A 15,521-nucleotide genomic window follows, 5' to 3' on the forward strand; every position below is an offset into this window, starting at 1 on the left:
GAAAATGGATCGATGGAAGCTGTTCAAAGACTATTGGCGATTTGCAGTTGGTGGTGCTGTTTTGATGGTGTTGCTGATCATCTGGTTTGTACCGTTCTCGCAAAAAAAAGAAACAAACTGGCATTCAATGGCAGATGCAGCAGGTCAATCGTCTGAAATGGGGGAAGGTGGAGCCCTTCAAGAAGATAGTCTTCACGATGAAGAGTATGAGATCGTTATAGATGTCAAAGGGGAAGTGCACCAACCGGGAATTTATCGCTTGAAATCAGGTGCGCGGATGTATGAATTGATCGAACAAGCAGGTGGTCTGACAGAAGAGGCGTTAGAAACAGCCATAAACTTAGCACAAGTGCTGCAAGATCAACAGATGGTGATCGTCCCTCATAAAGAGGATCAAGCGTTTATGGAGATGAATGCTTCAGGAGTAGGTGGCAGCCAAACAGCAGTGACACAAATCAATCTGAATCAAGCCAATGCGCAGCAACTGCAAGAACTGCCAGGTGTGGGTGCCAAAAAAGCAGAAGCAATCATCGCTTACCGAGAAGAATATGGCTTTTTTAAACAGATTGATGACCTAAAAAAGATCACAGGCATCGGAGAGAAGACCTTTGAGTCCTTGAAAGAGATGATTACAGTGGCGGACTGAACCAAATAAATGTAAGAAATACTAAGAAATGACGGTTGAAAATTCAAGAAATTCGATTAGAATAGAACTAATCAATGACAAAGGAGCAAACGAATGAGCAATACGAGAATTCCATGGGACCAGTATTTTATGGCACAAGCTGTATTACTGTCTTTACGCAGTACGTGTTCCCGACTTGAAGTCGGCGCTACATTAGTCAAAGATCGCCGAATCATCGCTGGAGGCTACAACGGGTCCGTCAGTGGCGATGTACACTGCATTGACGATGGCTGTTATGTTGTCGATGACCATTGTATTCGGACGATTCATGCAGAAATGAATGCCTTATTGCAATGTGCAAAATTAGGGGTGTCAACAGACAATGCGGAAATCTATGTGACGCATTTTCCCTGTCTTCCCTGTACGAAAGCAATTTTGCAAGCAGGGGTCAAAAAGATCCATTATTTGAATGACTATCGCAACAATCAGTATGCAATGGAACTGATTCAACAAGTAGGTGCTTCCGTCCACCAAGTTGAACTCGATCCGGTGTATTTTGAAAAACTTTCGTTTGGTGTGCTGAATGATGCACAACCAACAAAAAAGAACTGATTCATTTTTATTTCTTAGTATTATTTTTGCTTGTTCGGTGACTGCTTACTATCGGCAGTCCATCTTACTGGGACTCATTGCACTTTATTATTTCGGGATGCTTGTCTTAAAACGACAAGCATTTTTGTGCATGATTTGTTTTGTCGGACTGTTGCTGTTAAGTGTCCGCGTTTCTCTTTCTCGGACTGGGAACATACAAGAAGGTGAGTATCAAGGGGTAGTCAATGTGCTGCCAGACACGATCAAAATCAATGGCGATCTACTTACATTTGAAGCAAAATCCTCTGCAGGTAAAGTGATTGGCCGTTATACAATTTCTTCAGAGACTGAAAAACAGCAATGGCAGGATCGATCCGATTGGGGGAGAAAGCTGCTGGTGAAAGGATTTTTTTCTCTTCCTGAAAAACCACGAAACCGCCATGGATTTGACTATTCTGCCTATCTGGCTAGTCGATCAATTATTGGCACAGTCCATATCGAGCAAATGGTAGGTATGGAAGAAGCAGATGCAGGCTTTTCACTTGCAAAAGTTCGAGCAGATGTTATTTCTTCTGTTCAACGAATCTTTCCTGAACGCTCAGCTGCCTATATCAATGCATTGCTCTTTGGTTTTAAAGACCATAGCTTTCAAGAAGTACGTCAAATGTATCATGCTAGTGGCTTATTGCATTTCTTTACGATCTCAGGAATGCATGTCGTCTTATTTTTCAAATGGTTTCGCGGATGCTTCTGCCGATTGGGGTTTACGCAAAAAGAGATGCTGTTGCCAATGGGGGTCTTTTTCTTAGCCATAATTGGTCTTTGTGGCGGCGGCACTAGTGTCTGGCGTGCTGTCTTGGCATTATCGGTTACTCAAGTAACAACTCTTTATCAACAACGGCTATCGGCAAGTGATCATTATGGGATCGTCTTAACGACTCTTTTATTCGTTGATCCCAAAGTATTGCTTCAAACATCGGGGCAACTAAGTCTTTTGATGACCTTCCTGATAGTAATGCAGCAACCGATCAAATTGACGTGGTTTTGGCGTAGTCAGTTCCTCACGGTGCTGGCTGCGCCTGTCATTGCCTCGCTCTTTTATGAATTCCCATTATTTGGGGGCTTTTTGACGTTTGTCTTTTTACCATTTTTTCAAATGGTTTTGCTGCCAGCCTGTTTCTTAATGTTCGTTACTGGGACTCTTTTTCCAACCATCAGTGGGCTGATTGCACTTTTTGAAGGGCTTTTGCTGCTTATGGAAGTTGTCGTGGGCGCTGTAGGAGGCGTATCGATAACGGTGGGTGCCGTTCCTGCAGGATTGGCTGGCAGTTGTTGTTTGTTCAGCATGCTCTTTTACCAAAAGAAAAGGTGGCTGCTGGTGATCTGTTTTTCGCTTGTTGTACCAATCGTCTTTCAGCAGAATCGCGTTTTATCCACCATTAGTTATGTCGATGTTGGTCAAGGCGATAGTATCGTTTTGCAGGCAGAAAAAAATCGCGAAGTTTATGTGATCGATACTGGAGGTTCTCTGTCTTTTCCGAAAGAAAACTGGCAAGAGCGCAAACGACAAGCTGCTGGGGAATCTACATTGATTCCTTTTTTGAAAGGGGAGGGAGTCAGGAAGATCACCGGTTTGTTTCTAACTCATGGCGACACGGACCATATGGGAGATGCGCTAGCATTGATGAAGGCGATCCCCGTTGAAACGTTATATCTCGTACCAGGAAGTGAACAAGATCACCGCATCGCCAAGCTTTTAAACGAACTGCCTAAGCAGACAAGCGTTGTTTGGACGACGGTTGGCCAAGTAGTGGGTGATTTCCTTCAGTTGCAAGTATTGGCACCAGAATCAGGTGCAGGACAAAACGAAGATTCGCTGGTGATTAAAACCAAGGTAGGGGATAAAACATTTTTATTTACTGGCGATCTCGAACAAGCAGGGGAAAAAAAGTTGATTCATGATTATCCGAATCTTAAAGTTGATGTATTGAAACTAGGGCATCATGGCAGTCGAACCTCGACGGCACCTGAGTTTGTTGCGGCAATCGATCCCCAATTCGGGATCGTTTCAAGTGGACGGAACAATCGGTACGGGCATCCTCATGAAGAGGTGCTTGAAACGTTGGTAAATCAGACCGTTTTGCGAACCGATCAGCAAGGCATGATCCAATTTATTTGGTCTGAAAAACAACAATCATTTTTGATAAACACGCTGCTAGACTATCCGATTGACTAATGGTAGGATAAGAATGAAAGCGGGGGGAACGATGGAATTACAAAAAGCGTTGCAAGCAATTCGAACCAAGGAGTTGCAATCGATTTATCTAGTCATCGGCAGTGAAATGTTTTTACAAGAGCAAGTTCGCACGGCCTTTTTGGAGCGTTTTTCCGTTGGGAAAGATGATCTGAATTTTGCTTCCTTTGACATGGAGAAAGATCCCCTTGATATGGTGATCCAAGAAGCTCAATCGTTGCCTTTTTTTGGCGATCAGCGATTACTGTTTGTTGAGCGGCCATTTTTCTTAACGGCTGAAAAAAAGAGCAATGCACCTGAGCATGACCTAGATGATTTTTTGAATTACATCAAAGACCCATTGGAATCATCGGTAATTGTGATTTTTGCAGATGTCGATAAATTAGATGAACGGAAAAAAATTACTAAGCAATTGAAGAAAGCCGCAGTTGTGATTGATGTCGCACCTATGAAAGAAGCCGACGTGCGTCAGTATCTCCAACAGTCGTTGGCCAATGATGGCATCGAGATGAGCCGAGAGGCGTTTGATTTGTTTTTACGGTTAACGGATCTGCAACTATCAAAAGCGATGCAGGAGTTACAGAAACTACGGCTGTATGCAGGAAATGGCAATAAAATTACGAAAGAGATCGTCTTGCAGTTGATCCCTAAGACGTTGGAACACAATGTCTTTGAATTAACCAGCGATGTCTTAAAGGGGAACGTATCAAATGCGTTGCGCTTGTATGACGATCTATTATTGCAAGGGGAAGAGACGATCAAGATCAATGCTATCTTGATCAGCCAAGTCCGTCTGCTGTTACAGGCGGCGATTTTGATGAAAATTGGCTACCAGCAAGCCAATATCGCAGAAACGTTGGGGATTCATCCGTACCGAGTGAAGTTAGCGATGCAGCAAGCTCGGGGGTTTGGAGAAAAGCAATTAGCGGCACTATATAGTGAATTGATCGAAAATGATTACTTAGTGAAAAGTGGTCAGATGGACAAAGAGTATTTGTTCCAGCTATTTGTTTTAAAACATGGCAAACAGTAAGTCAAAAAGAAAGGCGCAGCAATCGATGATTGCTGCGCCTTTCTTAATTTGCTTATTTTGCAATTTTTTTACTTAAACGAGATTTGTCGCGACTAGCTTTGTTCTTGTGGATCAATCCTTTAGTCTCAGCCATATCGATTGCTTTAACAGCATCTTTATATAACGCATCTACGTTATCAGCACCAGCTTCAACAGCTTGATCAAATTTTTTGATTGCTGTACGCATTGTGCTTACTTGAGATGAATTCTTAGCATTAGCCGCTTCGCTTGTGCGAACACGTTTGATTGCAGATTCAATGTTTGGCATGTATTTCACCTCCGAAAAAAAAGTTCAATTACGTTTAGAAAACGTATAAATCAACACTAGTCATTATACCTAATGCCAAGAGTGATTGCAATAAAAGTTGTAAAGAAATTTTACTTAACACAAAAATTTGTTTTTTGGCCGTGCTATTTTTTGCTTTATGGTTTTGAAAAATGCTTCTTTACACATTTTTTACTGAATAGTTATAAAAAGTTTACACAGAAAGAGCTTTCTATGCTATGATTACTTCGGAATTTTTAAATGGGGGAATCTATGTGAATATCGCTTTGTTTCTAACGATTGTCTTGTCATTAGGGGTGATTTTCGTCAACGGGTGGACGGATGCGCCGAATGCTATTGCAACCGCTGTCTCCACGAGAGTCTTACGCCCGAATATCGCCATTGGCATGGCAGTCGTCATGAATTTCTTAGGTGTGCTGGTGATGACGTATTTTAATGCGCAAGTTGCAGAAACCATCAGTAATATTGTGACTTTTGACTCAGGCGGGAGTTTTCGGGTCTCACAGATCGCATTAGCCGCTGCCTTGTTTTCAATTGTTGTTTGGACGGTCGCAGCTTGGTATTTTGGGATCCCAACCAGTGAATCTCACGCATTGATTGCGGGATTGACAGGGGCTGCCATGGCTCTGGGTGGTTTACATGCAGTCAACGGTGAAGAATGGATGAAAGTCTTAATCGGTCTCGTTGTGTCTACGTTAATGGGGTTTATTGGTGGATTTTTGATCACGAAACTGATCGTATGGCTCTTTCGCGATACCCAACGGCGAAAAGCCAACAAAATTTTTACGGTTGGTCAAGCCATCGCGGCTGGTGCCAATGCCTTCTTGCATGGTGCCCAAGATGGACAAAAATTCATGGGTGTGTTCATGTTAGGCCTTTTTTACAACAATCTTGCTGAAAAGACCGGCAATGGCTTTGCCATCCCACTGTGGGTGATGGTTCTTTGTTCCTTGACCATGGGGATCGGTACATCGGTCGGTGGGATGAAGATCATTAAATCAGTGGGGATGGATATGGTAAAACTGGAAAAATACCAAGGCTTTTCTGCAGATGTTACTGCAGCAATCTGTTTGTTCTTGTCTTCCGTATTTGGTATCCCAGTTTCAACAACGCACACGAAAACGACCGCTATCATGGGCGTTGGAGCGTCTCGGCGTTTTTCTAGCGTTGATTGGCGCATTGTAAAAGAAATGATCTATGCTTGGATTTTAACCTTTCCTGGCTGTGGATTGATTGCGTTTCTAATGGTCAAATTTTTATTGCTAATTTTGTGAGGAGAGAAAGTAATGGCACGAAAAAAAGGATTCGATTATTTTGCAGCAATGGAGCAGTTGGCGACGAACGGCCATTTAGCTGCCAAACGTTTTTCGCTTTTGATCAACGATTATTCTGAACGAGCATTGACCGAAGCAGCAGCTGAGATTCATGCTTTGGAAAAAGAAGGGGATAAAGTGATCGCTGAGCTAACCAATGAGTTATATGATTCATTTATCACCCCTATCGATCGCGAGGACATCCTAGTCATTTCAGAGCGTCTAGATGATATTTTGGATGGCATTATGGGACTGACTTATTTATTTGAGAATTTGGTCATTACGAAGATCCGCCCTGAAACCAACTTATTTGCTGGAATGATCGTTCAAGCGACACAAGGCGTTGAAACGGCCTTAAAAGAATTTCCTAAGTTCAAAAATTCAAAAACATTGCGTCAAATGATTAATGATGTGAATACGATTGAATCAGAAGCAGACCGTTTGTATTCAAAAATGAAAAAAGCGTTATTCACAGACGAAACGGACGTTCTTGAAATCATTAAATGGAAAGATGTTTATGATCGTTTTGAATCAATTATCAACGACACCGAAAGTGCGGTGGATATTATTGACGGTATGGTAATCAAAAACACGTGAGGAACTAGAGACCTTTCAAACAAAAAAAGAGCAACTCTTGGGCAGGTAAGTGCCACAAGAGTTGCTCTTTTTGCTTATAATTGGATCAGCCAATAGCCGATCAAAATGATTCCTAAAACGATACGATACCATCCAAATACGGTAAAATCGTTACGCTTGATGTAGTTCATCAAGAAACGGATCGCGATGATCGAAACGATGAATGAGACGATGGTTCCTGTTAATAAGATGACGGTTCCTTGGAAATCAAAGGCATTGCCATCTTTCAAAAACTTGAAGATTTTCAAGGCACTGGCACCAAACATGGTTGGAATACCTAAGAAAAATGAAAATTCAGCAGCAACATAACGAGAAGCGCCGATCATGATAGCACCTAAGATAGTAGCACCAGAACGAGAAGTTCCTGGGATCAATGCCAATACCTGGAACATGCCGACAATCAAGGCCGCTTTGTAGGTGAATTTGTTCAAATCGGTACATTTCGGTGCTTTATTCTTGTTTCGTTTTTCAACTACGATAAAGCCGATCCCATAAACGATCAAGACGATCGAAACGGAGAAAAAGTTGTAGAAGTGCGCATCTAACCAATCATCTAACGGCAATCCGATAATAACCGATGGCAAGACCGCAACAATAACTTTAAACCATAACGTCCACGTATCTTTTTTCTCTATTTCATTTTTTTGTGGGGAAAAAGGGTTCAGTTTATGGAAATATAAGTAGACGACCGCTAGTATCGCGCCCAATTGAATGACAACATTGAACATCGTCATAAATTCGGGGGTAACATTCAAACCGATAAATTCGTCGGCAAGAATCAAGTGACCAGTGCTGCTAATTGGCAGCCATTCCGTGATCCCTTCAATGATCCCAAATAAAATCGCTTTTATAAAATTTGTAAAAAACATTGGTCCAGTCCTTTCTATGACAAAATACAACTCTTAGTATACCGTTTCCTGATTCGAATACCAATCTTTTTCCTAAAAAAAGAGGGCAGTTTTTAAAACAAAAACTGCTCCTTTCTTGAAGAAATTGATTAGCCGTCAGAGGTTTCTCTTAGGACAAAAGCTCTTGAGAGAGCGCTAAGCCTTTTTTGATGTATTCTGTGTTACCAACTTCGGCGATGGTAAAGCTGCCGTCTTCGTAGATCAGTCGAGTGACCGAACCATTTTCAATATCCATACGAACATTGTTCTCATCATTGATCAGATGCAAAAGAAAAGCGATCGTTAAGCCGTGAGACACAACTAACGCATTGCCGCCGCCTTTTTTCTCAACGCGATAGGCGATATCTTCAAACCCTGTTTTGACACGTTCGGTCAAAACATCAAAGGTTTCCGCCCAATTGGCTGTATCGGCGTGGTAGATCGCATTGGCGATCGCCTCAAACGTGACATGATTAGCAATCATCTCATCATAATCAGGAAAATCAAGAATCCGCGGCAGAACGCCCCACATTTCTGCATCATAGGCCCCTTCAAGTGAGCCAAAGCACCATTCACGAATCCGTTTGTCGATGTGATAAGGGATCTCCGGTCCTCTGACATGTTCACCCAGTATCAGACGCATGGTTTCAATCGCGCGACCGCTGTCACTGGATACTGCTTCTACAAAATCCACATCGCGTAACCCAAGGCCTAAATAGTGGATGCCTTGTTCACCGGTTCGAGTCAATGGTGTGTCACACCAGCCTTGCACCCGCTGCAATGTGTTAAACATTGTTTTTCCGTGACGCACGACATACAATTCCGTCTTTGCCATAACTAGTTATTCCTCCTTTTGATTCGTCATACGTTTATGCGTTAAAAAACGGATTGGTCCGTTTCTCAATTTCGATCGTTGTTGGTTCTCCGTGGCCAGGATAGACCGCCATTTGATTCGGTAAAACAAAGAGTTGCGTTTGGATGCTGGTCAGCAATTGTTCCAAATTTCCGGTTGGCAGGTCTGTCCGACCAATGCTACCTTTAAATAAGGCGTCTCCGGAAACGACAAAATTGTCAAAAATAAAACTGACGCTGCCAATGGAATGACCCGGGGTTGCAACAACCTTAAAGGACATGCCAGCTATCTCGTACTCTTTCAACTCTAGCTCGAATTCAGCTGGACGTGCGGTGATGGTTCCTAATTCAGGATGACGGCCAGAAAGGTTTTTCATAGGATCACTTAGCCATCCTTGCTCAAGCGGACTCACGTAAACGGGGATCTGATAATAATCCCGCAAATGGTCAACTGCGCCGATATGGTCATAATGAGTGTGGGTCAATAAAATCGCTGCTGGTTTTGCGCCTGTTTTTTCGATCTCAGCGATCAATCTCGCTGCTTCTGCTCCAGGATCAATAATCAACAAAACATCTTCTTTCCAAATTAGGTAACAATTTTCTTGAACGGGTCCTGTCACTAAACCAATGATTTTCATGCTAAAACCTCCTAGGATCACAAATACTTGTGTCTGACTATAAGTATAGCTTAAAGTATAAGAGGAAATAAAGAAAGGTTTTTAGGAGTGAAAAATTAATGATAAAAACGATAAACGCAGAAGACAATCGTCAGGCAGTCTGTCAATGGCTAAATCATTCAACGAAAAAAACAGAGGCAGTGAGTGCCTTTTCCGATCAAGAGCAGCTTTCATTTGCTTTTTTTGACAATCAGGATCAACTTGGTGGGGTAATTGGAAAACGGACAGGCAATACGATCCATATTCAATTGTTAGCAGTTGATCCAAGCCATCAGAATCAGGGGATCGGGAAACAATTGATAAAAGCACTTTTTGATCACGGTAAAAAAGCGGGGTGTCGTTCCGTGACGGTTACCACCCAAGACTACCAAGCGCCGCAATTCTACCAAGCAGTCGGCTTCGAACCGTTTGCTGTGCTTACGGATACACCTGTGCTTGGCACGGATAGGCTTTACTTCGTGAAGATGCTGTGATCAACCTTTGGCAGGCAGGTGATAAGGATAACCAATAGTTTGATGAGAGAAAAGCTTAGAATTATTGTGGGAATTCGAAAATTTTTCTAAGAAACCGCATTAGCAAAAAACTGCTGTTATACTAATTAAAATAAGAAAGCGTTGATTCGTTTGAAACGGGTCTAGTTTTTGACGAAAGCATGAACATTCTTCGTGACCAACTTCGAGGAAAGTGTGTGATCTGTATCTTGCGTTAGTTTTGATTGGTATACCTCAACTCTTTGTAAGAAGGTGTTTTTATGAAAAAATCCCTGCAATTTTTTTTCACTCTATGCTTCGCCGCGCTCGCTTTAGTGAGCTGTGGCCAAGAGGAGCTAACCATCAACGATTCGAAAGAAGTTTCTGAAACTGTTACTTCCGCCTCAAAAACGGTTGAAAATGGCGACCTTGATTTGATGCTGATCCAAGATGAGAGTGTCATCTTTCCGCAAAGCCAAGGGGTTTATGATTTTCATGAGAATGAGTTGACGATCGTTAAGCAGTATTTGCCGATGGCAGATTTAGAAGATAGTTCAGCCAGCTTTAGTGATGTTGCCTTGTATGAAGGACAAATCGAAAGTGATTTTCAGCGTCATTTTTCCCATTCAGAGGTACAGTTGTCCAACGACCCTTATCAAATTTATGAGATCACCTATCAAGATGCATCATACACGGTTGAAGGGAAGCATTTGACGATCAAAGCAGATGGACGGACCTTTGAGTTCACCTTAGATCTAGACAATCAACAAGCTTTTGACCAAAATGGTGTCAGTTATGATATTCAAGTCGATCAATAAATATCTTTCAAAAAATAGCCCTGCTTTACTTGCTTAGGTGAGTAGAGTAGGCTTTTTTGTAAATCCTTCGCCAAACCCATTTTCTGGAAGAAAAAATGAAGTCAATTATCTGATGAGTAGGTGTTTTGTTGCAAGTGGTTTTTTCATGGTGATAAAACCTGTTTGGATAGGATACTCTCCGCAGAGGATGAAAAGCTGTTTCTGTTCGCTTTTCCAAAAGTAATCTATCCGCTATAATGGCAAACGAGAAGGTGAACACGTGTATAAAGGAAAAGTTGCGGTTAGAAAAATCGTAGAATTTATTTTGCGCCGAGGCGATATTGATAGCCGCAAAGTCAGTAATCATACCGCGCAAGAAGGCGCCCGTATCCATCGCCAACTACAAAAAGAGGCTGGGGATGCGTATCAAAAAGAAGTCTTTTTCAAACGAGAAAGCCAAATTGAGAAAGATTCGATCACTGTCGAAGGACGTGCCGATGGTCTCTTTTTTGATGCAACTCTTAATTCTTGGGTGATCGATGAGATCAAAACTTCAGAACCAGCGTTCGAAGATATCCCTGAAGATCAAATCGATTTGTTTTTTGCCCAGGGAATGGTTTATGCTTATTTGTTTTTACTACAAGAAAATGAACAAGCAGCGCTTAGTGACAGTGAAAATCAAGAGAAACCAGAAGCGGAACCTATTGCTGAAGGTAATGATCCGAAGAGACCCATCGATCGAATCGCCGTACAATTGACTTATTATCAAACCACTGAAAAGCTGACCACCCGTACGAGAAGAACATTTCAGTTTTCAGAATTAGCTGTTTTTTATGAAGAATTACTTCAGGAATATCATAAATGGTTAGTTTTTCAAGAGAATTGGCGCCGTGTCCGCAATACGTCTTTGCAGCTGCTGTCTTTTCCCTTTGAAACCTTTCGCAAAGGGCAGCGAGAGTTAGCAGCAGCGGCGTATAAAACACTAAAAAATGGCAAGCGACTTTTTGCGGAAGCGCCAACTGGAACTGGAAAAACCATGTCAACGCTGTTTCCCGCATTAAAAGTGCTAGGGGAAGAAGGGGCTGATCGGGTCTTTTATCTGACGGCGAAGACGATCACCAGACAAGTGGCCGAAGATGCACTGAGCAAGTTAGCAGACAACGGTAGTGAAACCAAAAGTGTCACGATTACCGCCAAAGACAAAATCTGTTTTTTAGATGAACGAAACTGTACGCCAGAACACTGTGCGTATGCGCAAGGCTATTACAATCGAATCAACGAAGCATTATGGGATCTGTTGCATCACGAGAACCAAATAACCCGAGAAGTGATCGAGACCTACGGAAAGAAACATACGGTCTGTCCCTTCGAGCTTTCACTGGATGTCAGTGTCTTTTGCGATGTCATTATTGGTGATTATAATTATTTGTTTGATCCCACCGTTTATTTGCGAAGATTTTTTGAGGAGCCGGATGAAGAATATTTCTTTCTAGTGGATGAGGCCCATAACTTAGTCAACCGTTCCAAAGAAATGTATTCGGCAACCATTACCCGGCAGCCATTTAAGGAATTAAAGAAGAAACTATCCAATGACCAGCAAAAATTAAAACGCGCCCTAAACAAAGTTGACAAAGAATTTGCGGCTATTGCTCAAATAGCAAAAGAGGAAGAGTGGGAATATCACCATCAAGCAGCTCCCCATGAAACGATGGTCAATCAGCTCTACAAAGTAGCTGAATTGATGAAGGAATGGTTGCCGGCAAATCCTGAGCATGAATTGCAAGAAGAAGTGCTGCAAGTGTATTTTGAAGCTAACCATTATTTGAAGATCAGTGAATTTTATGATGATCACTACGAAACGACGGTGGAGATCGACCGCTATGATATCAAACTACGGCAATTTTGCATTGAACCAGCGCCGTTTTTGGAATCTGTGTTAGATAAGGGCAAGGCCAGCCTGTTGTTTTCTGCGAGCTTTACTCCTTTGTCCTATTATCAAGAGGTGTTAGGAGGCGGCAATGAAGCTTTGCGCTATCGCCTGCCAAGTCCTTTTGATCCGAAAAATCAGGGGATTTTTATTGCAGACTATATCCAAACAACGTATCGCCAACGTGAAGCCAGCATTCCTGCAATCGTTGATGCAATCCAGCAAATGACCGCAGCGAAAGCGGGAAACTATATGGTCTTTTTCCCTTCTTATCGTTACTTGGATGATGTGGCGGCAGCATTTTCCCAACAGGCGCCAGAGGTGGAGGTCTTGATTCAGGGGACAGCCATGAACGAAGTAGAGCGCGAGGCGTTTCTTGCACAGTTTCAATCTCTTGAGCGGCAACGATCATCCTTGCTAGAAACAAGTCAAGACGGACAAGAGAGCCAGCCAAAAACATTAGTGGCATTTTGTGTCCTTGGTGGAATTTTTTCTGAAGGGATCGACTTGAAAGGCGATCGCTTGATCGGTGCGGCAGTGGTAGGAGTCGGACTGCCGCAAATCAATCACGAGCAAGAATTGATTCGGGAATATTACGATGAGAAAAAGGCAGCTGGCTTTGCGTATGCCTATCAGCTGCCCGGGATGAATAAAGTCCTGCAAGCAGCCGGTCGAGTGATCCGGGATGTCAGCGATCGCGGCGTGGTGTTATTGCTGGATCAACGTTTTCGGACACCGCGTTACCAAGAACTTTTCCCACTGCACTGGCAGCATGCCTTAAACATTCGTCGGCCGCAAGAGTTATCAAAGGCATTGACTCATTTTTGGCAAGAAAAAAACTAGAAGCAGAGCTTTCAGGAGAGGTTGTGCAAAATCAGCAGATAAAGCTGATTTTGCCTAACCAACACGTTAGACTCTGTTCTAGTTTTTTGATTAGCGATAATTTGTAAACTGTAAGTCGATCGTCAAGGGCAGTTTACGCAACAATTGGATCACCTCTTGCAGATCGTCACGACTTTTGCCGGTTACCCGAATTTGATTGTCTTGAATTTGAGTTTTAACTTTTAGCTTGGCGTTTTTGATCGCAGTCGTTATTTTTTTGGCGTTTTCTTTATCGATCCCATTGATCAATTCTGCTGTTTGACGAGCTTTTGCTCCCAAGGCATGCTCCGTTTCGCCAAATTGAATATTTTTCGTTGGTACATTCCGTTTGATCAGCTTCCCAAAGAGCACATCCTTGATTTGCTCCAGCTTAAATTCGTCATCCCCGACAATCGTCAATTTGCCCTCAGCCATCTTGATTTCTACCGTGGAGCCTTTAAAATCAAATCGGTTTTTCAATTCTTTTTCCGCCTGTTGAATGGCGTTTTTCACTTCTTCTGTGTTGATCTCAGATACGACATCAAAACTTGCTTCTTTTGCCAAAATCAATCACTCCTCTCATCTCTTACCTATGATTTTAACATGGAGGCGAACGATGCGGGAATGAAAAGTAAATTTTTGCAAATAATTGTTTCATTTTTTCACACAAACTGCTATTCTTTGGAAGGAGATTTTTAGTGAAGGAGCTAGATCATTGTGAGTAAGTTATTAACGAAGCACGAACAATCAGAACGATTGAAAAAAATAGGGGTTATTTTGCTGTCAGGTATCACCGCAGCCATTGCTTTAAATTTCTTTTTGATTCCCGCAAACGTTCTTTCTGCTGGGATGAACGGGGTCGCCCAATTGATCGTGGCACTTGCCTTGGAACATTTTGGCGTTCACCTTAGTACAGGGCTGTTTATTTTCCTCTTAAACTTGCCTATCTTTGTTCTCGGGTTCATCAAACTCGGGAAATCATCGACACTATTGAGCTTTATCAATGTCGTTGTCGTTTCTGTCTTAACGATAATCCTTCCACAAGGAGCAATCACTGACAATATTTTGGTTAACGCTTTGCTCGGTGGCGTACTGTTAGGCGTCGGCGTTGCGTTTTCACTGAAAATGGGTTTTACCACCGGCGGAATGGATATCCTTTCGTTGATATTATCAAAAACGACTGGAAAAACAGTCGGTAAATATATGTTTATTTTAAATGGCATTATTGTCATGGTCTCAGGTTTCGTCTTTTCTTGGGAAAGTGCGTTGTACACGATCATTTCGATTTTCGCAATGAGCTACGTTGTGGACATGCTGCACACAAGTCATCAAAAGGTAACGGCCATGATTATTACGACCAATGCGGAAGCTGTTGGGAAAAATATTTCTAAGCATGTGTTTCGTGGCATGACTTTGTTCCCCTCAGTCGGAGGCTATTCAGGCGTACCGGGCAATATGATCATGATGGTCGTGACCCGCTACGAGATCTACGATTTAGAACAAGCCGTTTTAGAAGCAGACGGCAATGCGTTTATTAACTTTGTGCCGACCCAATCGATCACAGGTCGTTTTGCGACAGATGATGAACAACGGACCTTTAAAACGACGGGGGTCTTCCCAGAACTGAAAATACACAAGAAAAGCCGTCCATAATCAAGGATCGTCCATTTACAAATCTTGCAAAAGAAGGTATTATTTGAAACAAGAATTAAAGGAGGTCTTCAACCGTGGCATATACTGAAGTAGAAGCAGAAGCAATCAAAGAGCGTGTCTTGGCTGCCTTGGAAACCGTGATTGACCCTGAGTTGGGGATTGATATAGTGAATCTAGGCTTAGTTTATGAAGTCGAATTTGATGCAGAAACAGGCAATACCATAATCAAAATGACCTTAACAACAATGGGCTGTCCCTTAGCCGACGTATTGACTGAATCGATACACGAAGCACTAAGCGATATTCCAGAAGTCAAAAATCCAGAAGTAAAACTAGTCTGGTATCCCGCTTGGACGACTGATAAAATGAGTCGTTATGCACGGATTGCTTTGGGGATTCGTTAAGGATTTTCAATCATACAATTGTGTTTCATATTTGTTAACTAGTTGGAACAAGCTGTTTTCTTAGGTGGTGGACAGTTGGCAAAATGAGAAAATAAACACAGAACTCTTTTATTAACTTTGAAAATAGTTGGTAGAAGAGTTTTTTTTAGAATACTTTATTAAATAAACAATTACTTGGTGAAAAAGTTAAGCTTTTTTACTAAAAGCATTAAGGAA

General features: G+C 42.2%; 16 protein-coding genes. 11 read left to right on the top strand and 5 right to left on the bottom strand.

What is annotated here, in order from left to right; genetic code table 11:
• Nucleotides 1-4: 4 nt before the first annotated feature.
• The 4 genes from IGK85_RS07165 (at nt 5) to holA (ending at nt 4,503) form a co-directional block, all read left to right on the top strand.
• Nucleotides 5-646 carry a helix-hairpin-helix domain-containing protein gene (locus tag IGK85_RS07165; protein ID WP_008381358.1) on the top strand — a complete coding sequence of 214 codons (642 nt, stop codon included), beginning with the start codon at nt 5-7 and terminating at the stop codon, nt 644-646.
• A 93-nt stretch (nt 647-739) separates the two neighbouring features.
• A complete protein-coding gene (locus IGK85_RS07170) occupies nt 740-1,237 on the top strand; it encodes a ComE operon protein 2 (protein ID WP_005236270.1) in 498 nt (165 codons plus the stop codon).
• On the top strand, nt 1,209-3,452 hold the full coding sequence (locus tag IGK85_RS07175; protein WP_429972207.1) for a DNA internalization-related competence protein ComEC/Rec2: 2,244 nt from the start codon (nt 1,209-1,211) through the stop codon (nt 3,450-3,452). Before IGK85_RS07170 ends, IGK85_RS07175 begins: the two co-directional genes overlap by 29 nt.
• Nucleotides 3,453-3,483: 31 nt before the next feature.
• On the top strand, nt 3,484-4,503 hold the full coding sequence (gene holA / locus IGK85_RS07180) for a DNA polymerase III subunit delta (protein ID WP_035007161.1): 1,020 nt from the start codon (nt 3,484-3,486) through the stop codon (nt 4,501-4,503).
• Nucleotides 4,504-4,555: 52 nt separating this feature from the next.
• Here holA and rpsT read toward each other — a convergent pair whose 3' ends face one another.
• On the bottom strand, nt 4,556-4,810 hold the full coding sequence (gene rpsT / locus IGK85_RS07185) for a 30S ribosomal protein S20 (protein WP_005230162.1): 255 nt from the start codon (nt 4,808-4,810) through the stop codon (nt 4,556-4,558).
• 236 nt (nt 4,811-5,046) lie between these two features.
• On the opposite strand from rpsT, the gene IGK85_RS07190 reads away from it, so the two are divergent.
• Complete coding sequence (locus IGK85_RS07190; protein ID WP_005236263.1) at nt 5,047-6,102, top strand: inorganic phosphate transporter; 1,056 nt, start codon at nt 5,047-5,049, stop codon at nt 6,100-6,102.
• Between the two features lie 12 nt (nt 6,103-6,114).
• On the top strand, nt 6,115-6,738 hold the full coding sequence (locus IGK85_RS07195) for a DUF47 domain-containing protein (RefSeq protein ID WP_008381351.1): 624 nt from the start codon (nt 6,115-6,117) through the stop codon (nt 6,736-6,738).
• Nucleotides 6,739-6,812: 74 nt separating this feature from the next.
• On the opposite strand, the gene IGK85_RS07200 is transcribed toward IGK85_RS07195, so the two are convergent.
• From IGK85_RS07200 to IGK85_RS07210, 3 genes are all read right to left on the bottom strand, one after another.
• On the bottom strand, nt 6,813-7,646 hold the full coding sequence (locus IGK85_RS07200; RefSeq protein ID WP_005236259.1) for an undecaprenyl-diphosphate phosphatase: 834 nt from the start codon (nt 7,644-7,646) through the stop codon (nt 6,813-6,815).
• 148 nt (nt 7,647-7,794) lie between these two features.
• Nucleotides 7,795-8,499, bottom strand: coding sequence for a histidine phosphatase family protein (locus IGK85_RS07205; RefSeq protein ID WP_005236258.1), 705 nt, complete (start codon nt 8,497-8,499; stop codon nt 7,795-7,797).
• 34 nt (nt 8,500-8,533) lie between these two features.
• Complete coding sequence (locus IGK85_RS07210) at nt 8,534-9,154, bottom strand: MBL fold metallo-hydrolase (protein WP_005236256.1); 621 nt, start codon at nt 9,152-9,154, stop codon at nt 8,534-8,536.
• 98 nt (nt 9,155-9,252) lie between these two features.
• On the opposite strand from IGK85_RS07210, the gene IGK85_RS07215 reads away from it, so the two are divergent.
• The 3 genes from IGK85_RS07215 (at nt 9,253) to IGK85_RS07225 (ending at nt 13,230) form a co-directional block, all read left to right on the top strand.
• Nucleotides 9,253-9,666, top strand: coding sequence for a GNAT family N-acetyltransferase (locus tag IGK85_RS07215; protein WP_008381348.1), 414 nt, complete (start codon nt 9,253-9,255; stop codon nt 9,664-9,666).
• 278 nt (nt 9,667-9,944) lie between these two features.
• On the top strand, nt 9,945-10,481 hold the full coding sequence (locus IGK85_RS07220; RefSeq protein ID WP_005236248.1) for a hypothetical protein: 537 nt from the start codon (nt 9,945-9,947) through the stop codon (nt 10,479-10,481).
• A gap of 259 nt (nt 10,482-10,740) precedes the next feature.
• Nucleotides 10,741-13,230 (top strand): ATP-dependent DNA helicase, encoded by a 2,490-nt coding sequence (locus tag IGK85_RS07225; protein WP_008381346.1) that lies wholly within the window; start codon nt 10,741-10,743, stop codon nt 13,228-13,230.
• A 90-nt stretch (nt 13,231-13,320) separates the two neighbouring features.
• On the opposite strand, the gene IGK85_RS07230 is transcribed toward IGK85_RS07225, so the two are convergent.
• On the bottom strand, nt 13,321-13,812 hold the full coding sequence (locus tag IGK85_RS07230; protein WP_008381345.1) for a YajQ family cyclic di-GMP-binding protein: 492 nt from the start codon (nt 13,810-13,812) through the stop codon (nt 13,321-13,323).
• Between the two features lie 153 nt (nt 13,813-13,965).
• Here IGK85_RS07230 and IGK85_RS07235 point away from each other — a divergent pair, with 153 nt between their 5' ends.
• Both IGK85_RS07235 and IGK85_RS07240 read left to right on the top strand, forming a co-directional pair.
• Nucleotides 13,966-14,901 carry a YitT family protein gene (locus IGK85_RS07235; RefSeq protein ID WP_005236241.1) on the top strand — a complete coding sequence of 312 codons (936 nt, stop codon included), beginning with the start codon at nt 13,966-13,968 and terminating at the stop codon, nt 14,899-14,901.
• 74 nt (nt 14,902-14,975) lie between these two features.
• Nucleotides 14,976-15,305, top strand: coding sequence for a metal-sulfur cluster assembly factor (locus IGK85_RS07240; RefSeq protein ID WP_008381344.1), 330 nt, complete (start codon nt 14,976-14,978; stop codon nt 15,303-15,305).
• Nucleotides 15,306-15,521 lie beyond the last annotated feature (216 nt).

This window comes from Enterococcus sp. AZ015 (assembly GCF_050499225.1).
Lineage (GTDB): Bacteria > Bacillota > Bacilli > Lactobacillales > Enterococcaceae > Enterococcus_D > Enterococcus_D entomosocium.